9 protein-coding genes and 2 tRNA genes are annotated in these 8,512 nt (G+C 72.5%); 7 read left to right on the top strand and 4 right to left on the bottom strand.

Going from position 1 to position 8,512, the window contains the following annotated elements; translation table 11 throughout:
• Nucleotides 1-348: 348 nt before the first annotated feature.
• Both RH94_RS30245 and RH94_RS30240 read right to left on the bottom strand, forming a co-directional pair.
• The gene (locus RH94_RS30245; RefSeq protein WP_073951654.1) at nucleotides 349-1,005 is read right to left on the bottom strand and encodes an SDR family oxidoreductase; all 657 of its coding nucleotides are present in this window, start codon (nucleotides 1,003-1,005) and stop codon (nucleotides 349-351) included.
• 91 nt (nucleotides 1,006-1,096) lie between these two features.
• Nucleotides 1,097-2,362 carry an amidohydrolase family protein gene (locus RH94_RS30240; protein ID WP_073951527.1) on the bottom strand — a complete coding sequence of 422 codons (1,266 nt, stop codon included), beginning with the start codon at nucleotides 2,360-2,362 and terminating at the stop codon, nucleotides 1,097-1,099.
• A 197-nt stretch (nucleotides 2,363-2,559) separates the two neighbouring features.
• Here RH94_RS30240 and RH94_RS30235 point away from each other — a divergent pair.
• From RH94_RS30235 to RH94_RS30205, 7 genes are all read left to right on the top strand, one after another.
• Nucleotides 2,560-2,632: transfer RNA gene (locus RH94_RS30235), tRNA-Thr, on the top strand.
• Between the two features lie 45 nt (nucleotides 2,633-2,677).
• Nucleotides 2,678-2,750 (top strand) — tRNA-Met (locus RH94_RS30230).
• 86 nt (nucleotides 2,751-2,836) lie between these two features.
• A complete protein-coding gene (gene rpmG / locus RH94_RS30225; protein ID WP_003948671.1) occupies nucleotides 2,837-3,001 on the top strand; it encodes a 50S ribosomal protein L33 in 165 nt (54 codons plus the stop codon).
• A 97-nt stretch (nucleotides 3,002-3,098) separates the two neighbouring features.
• On the top strand, nucleotides 3,099-3,551 hold the full coding sequence (locus RH94_RS30220; RefSeq protein WP_073951526.1) for a MaoC family dehydratase N-terminal domain-containing protein: 453 nt from the start codon (nucleotides 3,099-3,101) through the stop codon (nucleotides 3,549-3,551).
• 7 nt (nucleotides 3,552-3,558) lie between these two features.
• Complete coding sequence (locus tag RH94_RS30215; RefSeq protein WP_073951525.1) at nucleotides 3,559-3,987, top strand: MaoC family dehydratase; 429 nt, start codon at nucleotides 3,559-3,561, stop codon at nucleotides 3,985-3,987.
• 78 nt (nucleotides 3,988-4,065) lie between these two features.
• On the top strand, nucleotides 4,066-5,121 hold the full coding sequence (locus RH94_RS30210) for a UDP-N-acetylmuramate dehydrogenase (RefSeq protein ID WP_073951524.1): 1,056 nt from the start codon (nucleotides 4,066-4,068) through the stop codon (nucleotides 5,119-5,121).
• Nucleotides 5,122-5,211: 90 nt separating this feature from the next.
• Entirely contained in the window at nucleotides 5,212-5,934 is a 723-nt protein-coding gene (locus RH94_RS30205; protein WP_073951523.1) for a DsbA family protein, read from the top strand.
• A 10-nt stretch (nucleotides 5,935-5,944) separates the two neighbouring features.
• On the opposite strand, the gene RH94_RS30200 is transcribed toward RH94_RS30205, so the two are convergent.
• Both RH94_RS30200 and RH94_RS30195 read right to left on the bottom strand, forming a co-directional pair.
• Nucleotides 5,945-6,976 (bottom strand): adenosine deaminase, encoded by a 1,032-nt coding sequence (locus tag RH94_RS30200; protein ID WP_073951522.1) that lies wholly within the window; start codon nucleotides 6,974-6,976, stop codon nucleotides 5,945-5,947.
• 132 nt (nucleotides 6,977-7,108) lie between these two features.
• Nucleotides 7,109-8,335 carry a pyridoxal phosphate-dependent aminotransferase gene (locus RH94_RS30195; protein ID WP_073951521.1) on the bottom strand — a complete coding sequence of 409 codons (1,227 nt, stop codon included), beginning with the start codon at nucleotides 8,333-8,335 and terminating at the stop codon, nucleotides 7,109-7,111.
• Nucleotides 8,336-8,512 lie beyond the last annotated feature (177 nt).

The following is an 8,512-nucleotide window of genomic DNA, read 5'->3' as shown; positions in this document are numbered from 1 at the left end:
GCCGAGCCGGGCCCACCGTCCGTGGATCCCCTTGCCTCGCCCCATGCTTGCATCCGTCACACAGGGCACACATCAGCAACCACCCCGCCCGTAGTTCGGGACGGAGAGGTTACGGGTGCGCCAGAGAGGCGAGAGACAGAGAAACCTGCCGTCCGTCCCCCATGTATCCCCCGGCGGAAAGGCAGTTCCAACTTTGGCCAGGTGGGCGAGGACCTAGCCAGCCCGCTGTAAATCTGCCGGCTCAGCCTTCCCAGGTTCGAATCCTGGCGCCGCCACACTGGGAAAACCCCTTCTGATCTGCGGAGACGTAGACCAGAGGGGGTTTTTGCGTGGAGGGGTGACGCTCGCTCAGTTGCCCGCCACCGACTTCACCGCGACCGACACCGGTGCCGAGCCGCTGACGAGTTCCAGGGTCAGGCCGGCGGTGGCGGGGGTGTCGACCAGTTCGGCCAGGACGGCGGCCACGTCGTCGCGGGGGACCGCGCCACGGCCGGTGTGGGCCTCCAGGCGTACGAGGCCGGTGCCGGCGTCGTCCGTCAGCGCGCCGGGGCGCAGGATCGTCCAGTCCAGGGCCTCCTGGCCGCGGACGTGGTCGTCGGCCGCGCCCTTGGCGCGCAGGTAGACGTCGAAGACCTCGTCGCCCTTGTGCCCCGCGTCCGCGCCCATCGACGACACGACCAGGTGACGGCGCACGCCCGCGCGTACCGCCGCGTCCGCGAACAGCACCGCCGCGCCCTTGTCCACCGTGTCCTTGCGTGCCGCGCCGCTGCCCGGGCCCGCGCCCGCCGCGAACACCGCCGCGTCGGCGCCCCGCAGCCGCTCCGCGACCTCCTCGACCGACGCCGACTCCAGGTCGAGCACGATCGGTTCGGCACCGGCCGCCCGCAGGTCCTCGCTCTGCTCGGCGCGGCGGACGATCCCCGCCACCTCGTCCCCGCGCGCGGCGAGCAGCCGCTCCAGCCGCAGCGCGATCTGACCATGACCACCAGCGATGACAATGCGCATGTCTCCGACCGTACGCCCGAACGGCCGTATCCGCCGCACGACTTCGGGCGCGTCCCGGGGCACACGCCCGTACACCCGCACACCCACCGCGTCACGACAGCTCGCCCCGCCCCTGCCGCGGCAGCCCCAGCTCCGCCGCGGCGGCCGAGTCGCAGAACTCCCGCACCGCGCTGGTACGCGCCACCACGCGCCCCCGGTGCACCACGATCCGGCTGTACCCGAGCGACAGCACCCCCGCGAGCCGGTCGCCGCGCACCGCGAGCAGCTCGGCGGGGAAGCCGGCCTCCACCCGCACCTCGGGCAGACCGAGCACCGCGCGGGCCGACGTACTCACCGCGTCGTAGGCGTCCTCGGGGCGCAGCCCGTGGCGGGAGGCCAGCAGGTACGCCGCCTCCAACGGATCACCGCGCCCCACCGGGTTCGACACGTCCCGCAGGGCGCCGCTGCCCGCGGCCACCCGCACCCCGGCCGCCCGCAGCAGCCGTACCGGAGCCGTGTCCCGCCCCTCGGCCTCCCCGCAGCCGCCCTGGGGCAGGCACACCACCGTCACCCCGGCCGCGGCCAGCTGGTCCGCGGCCCGCGCGGCAGCTTTGACCGGAAGCCGGGACAGGCCGCCGCACGGGCCCAGCGCGACTCCGGGGCGCAGCCCGCCCGCCATCGCCGCGATCCGCGCCAGACGGGCCGGGTCGGTCCCGTCGGTGTGCAGGTCGACGGGACAGCCGTGCTCGGAGGCGACCTCGAGGACCGCCTCGACGTAGCCCGTGGGGTCGGGATCCACGTCCGGGCAGCCGCCCACCACGCACGCGCCCGCCTTGACCGCGTCCCGCAGCATCGCCAGGCCCTCCGCGCCGGCCGCACCGGTGAGCACGCGCGGCACCGCCACCGTCGTCAGCCCGGTGAGCCCGCGCAGCGCCCGCCGCGCCCGCAGGACGGCCGTCAGGGCGCCGAGTCCCTGGACGTCACCCACGCGTACGTGTGCGCGCACGGCCGTCGCCCCGTGCCCCAGTTGCAGCAGCGCGGCCTCGGTCGTCCGGCGCTGGACGTCCTCCGGGTCGTACGACACCGGGCCGCCGCCGTCGGCGGTCAGGGCGGTGTCCGGATGGGCGTGGGGTTCGGCCGGGGCCGGCAGGAGCAGATAGCCGCCGAGGTCCACGCGCACGCCTTCGTCCCGCGGCCCGTCGGCGCCGAGGCTGCCGGCGGTGCCGACCGCCTCGATGCGCCCGCCGGCCAGCCGTACGTCCACGGTCCGCCCGTCGGCCAGCCGGGCCCCGCACAGCAGCAGCCCGTCCGGACCCGTCCGTCCGGACGGGTCCGGCGAGGAGGACGAGTGGGGCGGCTGCGGCTGACCGGGGGGCATCGCACTCCAGGTGGGGACACGGACCGCGTGGCCGCGCGCGGGACGCAAGATCACGCAGAGTGGGTCGAGCCTAGGGCGGTCACCGGGTCCGACGAGGGAGGAGCGCAATAGTCGTACCGGTGTGGCCGCACGGCGGGACGGCGCGGCGAATTGGATTTGGGTGTACGGCGGCGGAGCGTGTAATGTCTTCCTCGCTCGCCCCAATAGCTCAGTCGGCAGAGCGTCTCCATGGTAAGGAGAAGGTCAACGGTTCGATTCCGTTTTGGGGCTCTGATGTGAGAGGTTCCCGCCGTCAGGCGGGGCCCATCGCATCGCAGCGGTGTAGCTCAGTCGGTAGAGCAAGCGGCTCATAATCGCTGTGTCACCGGTTCAAGTCCGGTCACCGCTACTCCAAGTAGCCGATTGCGGGGTCGGTCCTTCGATCGGCTACTCTTTCTGCGTTGAAAACCCACCCGTTCGTCAAGGAGCACTCACGTGGCTGCCACCGACGTCCGCCCGAAGATCACGCTGGCCTGCGTGGAGTGCAAGGAGCGGAACTACATCACCAAGAAGAACCGGCGTAACAACCCGGACCGTCTTGAGATGAAGAAGCACTGCCCGCGTTGCAACGCGCACACCGCGCACCGCGAGACGCGATAAAGCAAAACCTCATACATGAGGCCGCCCCCGCACCTGGGGGCGGCCTCATGTTGTTTCATGTGGGAAAACCCCAGCTGACACCAGGAGGTGCCGAGCCATGGCGCTCGACCAGTCCTTCGTGGGGCGGTCCTACCCGCCCACCGCCCCCTACGAGGTCGGGCGGGAGAAGATCCGTGAGTTCGCGGAGGCGGTGGGAGACGCCAACCCGGCCTACACGGACCCGGAGGCCGCCAAGGCGCTCGGCCATCCGGATGTGATCGCACCGCCGACCTTCGTCTTCGCGATCACCTTCAAGGCCGCCGGGCAGGTCATCGAGGACCCGCAGCTCGGCCTCGACTACAGCCGCGTGGTGCACGGCGACCAGAAGTTCGCCTACACCCGGCCCGTGCGCGCCGGCGACCGGCTCGCCGTCACCTCCACCATCGAGGCGGTCAAGTCCCTGGCCGGCAACGACATCCTGGACGTCCGCGGCGAGGTGCACGACGAGACCGGCGAGCACGTCGTGACCGCCTGGACCAAGCTGGTGGCCCGCGCGGCCGAGGAGGCATGAGGAACCGATGGCAGCGAAGATCGCCTACGACGACGTCGAGGTCGGCACCGAGCTCCCGGCCCGGACCTTCCCCGTGACCCGCGCCGCCCTCGTCCAGTACGCGGGCGCCTCCGGGGACTTCAACCCCATCCACTGGAACGAGAGGTTCGCCAAGGAGGTCGGCCTGCCGGACGTGATCGCGCACGGCATGTTCACCATGGCCGAGGCGATCCGCGTCGTCACCGACTGGGTCGGCGACCCCGGCGCCGTCGTCGAGTACGGCGTCCGCTTCACCAAGCCCGTCGTCGTCCCGGACGACGACAAGGGTGCCCTGATCGAGGTCGCCGGCAAGGTGGCGGCCAAGCTCGACGACAACACCGTACGGATCGACCTGACGGCCATGAGCGGCGGGCAGAAGGTCCTCGGGATGTCCCGGGCGGTCGTACGACTGGCCTGACGGCCCGCGGCGTGGGCGAGCCGTCGGCGTACGAGGCCGTACGAGGCCGTGTCAGTGGGGTCTCGTAGTCTTGGGCGCGTGCAGGAACTCCACGATGCGCCCCTCGCCCCGCTGACCACCTTCCGGCTGGGCGGCCCCGCGACCCGGCTGATCACCGCGGCCACCGACGCCGAGGTGATCGACGCCGTCCGCGAGGCCGACGCCGGAGGCACCCCGCTGCTGCTCATCGGCGGCGGCTCCAACCTGGTCATCGGCGACAAGGGCTTCGACGGCACCGCCCTGCGCATCGCCACCCGCGGTTTCGAGCTCAGCGGCACGACGCTGGAGCTGGCCGCCGGCGAGGTCTGGACCGACGCGGTGGCCCGCACCGTCGAGGCCGGCCTCGCGGGCGTCGAGTGCCTGTCCGGCATCCCCGGCTCCGCCGGCGCGACCCCGATCCAGAACGTCGGGGCGTACGGCCAGGAGGTGTCCACCACCATCACCGAGGTCATCGCCTACGACCGCCGGGCGGGCGAGACGGTGACCCTGGCGAACGGGGAGTGCGCGTTCACCTACCGCCACAGCCGCTTCAAGGCCGACCCCGAGCGGTACGTCGTCCTGCGCGTCCGCTTCCGGCTGGAGGACGCGGACGGGCTGTCGGCGCCCGTCAAGTACGCCGAGACCGCCCGCGCCCTCGGCGTCGAGGTGGGCGACCGGGTGCCGCTCGCCACCGCCCGCGACACCGTGCTGAAGCTGCGCGCCGGGAAGGGCATGGTGCTGGACCCCGAGGACCACGACACCTGGTCGGCCGGCTCCTTCTTCACCAACCCGATCCTCACGGACGCCGACTTCGCCGTCTTCCGCGCGCGCGTGCGGGAGCGGCTGGGCGAGGGCGTCGAGCCGCCCGCGTACCCGGCGGGGGAGGGCCACACCAAGACCTCCGCTGCCTGGCTGATCGACAAGGCCGGCTTCACCAAGGGCTACGGCACCGGCCCGGCCCGCATCTCCACCAAGCACACCCTCGCCCTCACCAACCGCGGCGGCGCGACCACGGAGGACCTGCTGGCCCTGGCCCGCGAGGTCGTGGCCGGCGTCCGCGAGACCTTCGGCATCACCCTGGTCAACGAGCCGGTGACGGTGGGCGTGAGCCTGTAGGCACCGCGACTGCCCGCAGGTTCACGAGGCACGGGCGGAACAGGGCACGGGCGGACCAAGGCACGGGCGGAACAAGGGGAGGGGAAGAACATGGGGGAGCGACACGGCAGACGTGTCCTCGCGGCCGCGGCCGCTGCCGTCCTGGTGGGCGTGCTCGCCACGGGGTGCGGCGAGGGACACGCCGAGGCCGGGGACGGGAAGCCGGACGCACCGACGGCGTACAAGGACGTGGCGGAGATCCCCGAGGCGCTCGCGCCCGACGGCTCCACCATCCGCGTGGGATCCCCGCGCGCGGAGATCGTCGTCCATGTGTACGAGGACCTGCGCTGCCCGGTCTGCGCGGAGTTCGAGAACCAGGGCGGCGGCGAGGGACTGCGCGAGATGGTCCTGTCCGGCGAGGTCCGGGCCGAGTACACGCTCGCCTCGTTCCTCGACGACAAGCTCGGCGGCCAGGGATCGAAGAAGGCCGCCAACGCCCTGCGGGCCGCCCTGGACGCCGGCAAGTTCGTCGAGTACCACGAGGCGCTCTTCGCCCACCAGCCCGAGGAGGCCGTCGACGGCTACACCGACGCGTTCCTGCTCGACCGGGCCTCCCAGGTCCCGGGCCTGCGCGGCACGGAGTTCGACGCGGCGGTCGAGGGCATGAAGCACCGCGACTTCGTGACGGCCTCCGAGGAGGCCTTCCAGAAGTCGGGGGTGTCCGGCACGCCCACGATGAAGGTCAACGGCAGGGCCATCCCCGATCACCTGTCCGGAGGCATCTTCGACAAGGAGACACTGCCCATCGTGGTCGGTGCCACGGCCCGCTCCTGACCGGCGCGGCTCAGCCCGCCAGCCAGTCGTCCACCCCCGACAGCAGCTTCGCCCGGACGTCCTCCGGGGCCGCCGACGCGCGGATCGACTGGCGGGCGAGTTCCGCCAGCTCGGCGTCCGTGAAGGCGTGGTGGCGGCGGGCGATGTCGTACTGGGCCGCCAGGCGGGAGCCGAACAGGAGGGGGTCGTCGGCACCCAGGGCCATCGGGACGCCGGCCTCGAAGAGCGTGCGCAGGGGGACGTCCTCCGGTTTGTCGTACACCCCGAGGGCCACGTTCGACGCCGGGCACACCTCGCAGGTCACGCCCCGGTCGGCGAGGCGCCGCAGCAGGTGCGGGTCCTCCGCCGCGCGCACCCCGTGGCCCACCCGGTGGGCCCGCAGGTCGTCCAGGCAGTCGCGGACCGAGGCCGGGCCGGTCAGCTCGCCGCCGTGCGGGGCCGCGAACAGGCCGCCGGTCCGGGCGATCGCGAACGCCCGGTCGAAGTCCCGCGCCATGCCACGGCGCTCGTCGTTCGACAGGCCGAAGCCGACCACGCCGCGGTCGCGGTAGCGCACGGCCAGCCGGGCCAGCGTGCGCGCGTCCAGGGGGTGCTTCATACGGTTCGCGGCGACCAGCACCCGCATCCCCAGGCCCGTCTCGCGCGACGCCGCCTCCACCGCGTCCAGGATGATCTCCAGCGCCGGGATCAGCCCGCCCAGGCGCGGGGCGTACGAGGTCGGGTCGACCTGGATCTCCAGCCACCCGGAGCCGTCCTTGACGTCCTCCTCGGCGGCCTCCCGCACCAGGCGCCGGATGTCCTCCGGCTCCCGCAGGCAGGAGCGCGCCGCGTCGTACAGCCGCTGGAAGCGGAACCAGCCCCGCTCGTCCGTCGCCCGCAGCTTCGGCGGCTCCCCGCTGAACAGGGCCTCCGTCAGCGCCTCGGGCAGCCGTACGCCGTACTTGTCGGCCAGCTCCAGCAGGGTGGTGGGCCGCATCGACCCGGTGAAGTGCAGGTGCAGATGGGCTTTCGGCAGCTCAGAGAGATCACGTACACGCTCCATTCCTGGATGGTGCCGTACGTTCCCCGCGCCCCGGTAGTCGTTTCCCCATTCGTGGTCTTGCTCGCACAAACGAAGGGGCGCGCCGGGCCACTCGCATGAGTGGCCCGGCGCGCCCGCACACAGAAGCGGAGCTCAGTCCCGAGCCTCCGCCAGCAGCTTCTGGATCCGGCTCACGCCTTCCACCAGGTCCTCGTCACCGAGGGCGTACGACAGCCGCAGATAGCCCGGCGTGCCGAACGCCTCGCCCGGGACGACCGCGACCTCGGCCTCCTCCAGGATGAGCGCGGCCAGCTCCACCGAGTTCTGCGGACGCTTGCCGCGGATCTCCTTGCCGATCAGCGCCTTCACCGACGGGTAGGCGTAGAACGCGCCCTCCGGCTCCGGGCAGAGCACGCCGTCGATCTCGTTGAGCATCCGCACGATGGTCCTGCGCCGCCGGTCGAAGGCCTCGCGCATCTTCGCGACCGCCTCCAGGTCGCCGGAGACCGCGGCGAGGGCGGCCGCCTGGGCGACGTTCGACACGTTCGACGTGGCGTGCGACTGGAGGTTCGTCGCGGCCTTGACCACGTCCTTGGGGCCGATGAGCCAGCCCACGCGCCAGCCGGTCATGGCGTACGTCTTGGCGACGCCGTTGACCACGACGCACTTGTCGCGCAGCTCGGGCAGCAGCGCCGGCAGGGACACGGAGACGGCGTCGCCGTAGACCAGGTGCTCGTAGATCTCGTCGGTGAGCACCCACAGGCCGTGCTCCAGGGCCCAGCGGCCGATCGCCTCGGTCTCGGCCTCGGAGTACACCGCGCCGGTCGGGTTGGAGGGGGAGACGAAGAGGACGACCTTGGTCTTCTCCGTGCGGGCGGCCTCCAGCTGCTCGACCGTCACGCGGTAGCCGGTGGTCTCGTCGGCGACGACCTCGACGGGGACGCCGCCGGCCAGGCGGATGGACTCCGGGTACGTCGTCCAGTACGGCGCCGGCACGATGACCTCGTCGCCCGGGTCGAGGATCGCGGCGAACGCCTCGTAGATGGCCTGCTTGCCGCCGTTGGTGACCAGGATCTGCGAGACGTCCGGCTCCCAGCCGGAGTCGCGCAGCGTCTTGGCGGCGATCGCGGCCTTCAGCTCGGGCAGGCCGCCGGCCGGCGTGTACCGGTGGTACTTGGGGTTCTTGCAGGCCTCGATCGCGGCTTCGACGATGTAGTCCGGGGTCGGGAAGTCCGGCTCACCGGCGCCGAAGCCGATCACCGGACGCCCGGCGGCCTTGAGGGCCTTGGCCTTGGCGTCCACGGCGAGGGTGGCGGACTCGGAGATCGAGCCGACTCGGGCGGAGACCCGGCGCTCGGTGGGAGGGGTTGCAGCGCTCATACCGCCCATCGTTCCAGACCGGAAACGGCCGCGGCACTTCGGTTTCGCCCCCTGGACCGCCCTGCCGGTCCGTGGGCCCGCGCCCGCGGGGGCGGATGTGGCCCGGATGCGTCCCGGACGCCGTGACCAGGGGAGGTGTGGCCGGTTTCCGGACGATCCGCCGCCGATCTTCCGCCG

Origin of the sequence: Streptomyces kebangsaanensis (assembly GCF_001906585.1) — a bacterium.
In the GTDB taxonomy this organism is placed as follows: domain Bacteria; phylum Actinomycetota; class Actinomycetes; order Streptomycetales; family Streptomycetaceae; genus Streptomyces; species Streptomyces kebangsaanensis.
Note: the sequence above shows the minus strand (reverse complement) of the source record. Positions and strands in the feature narration are given on the sequence as shown.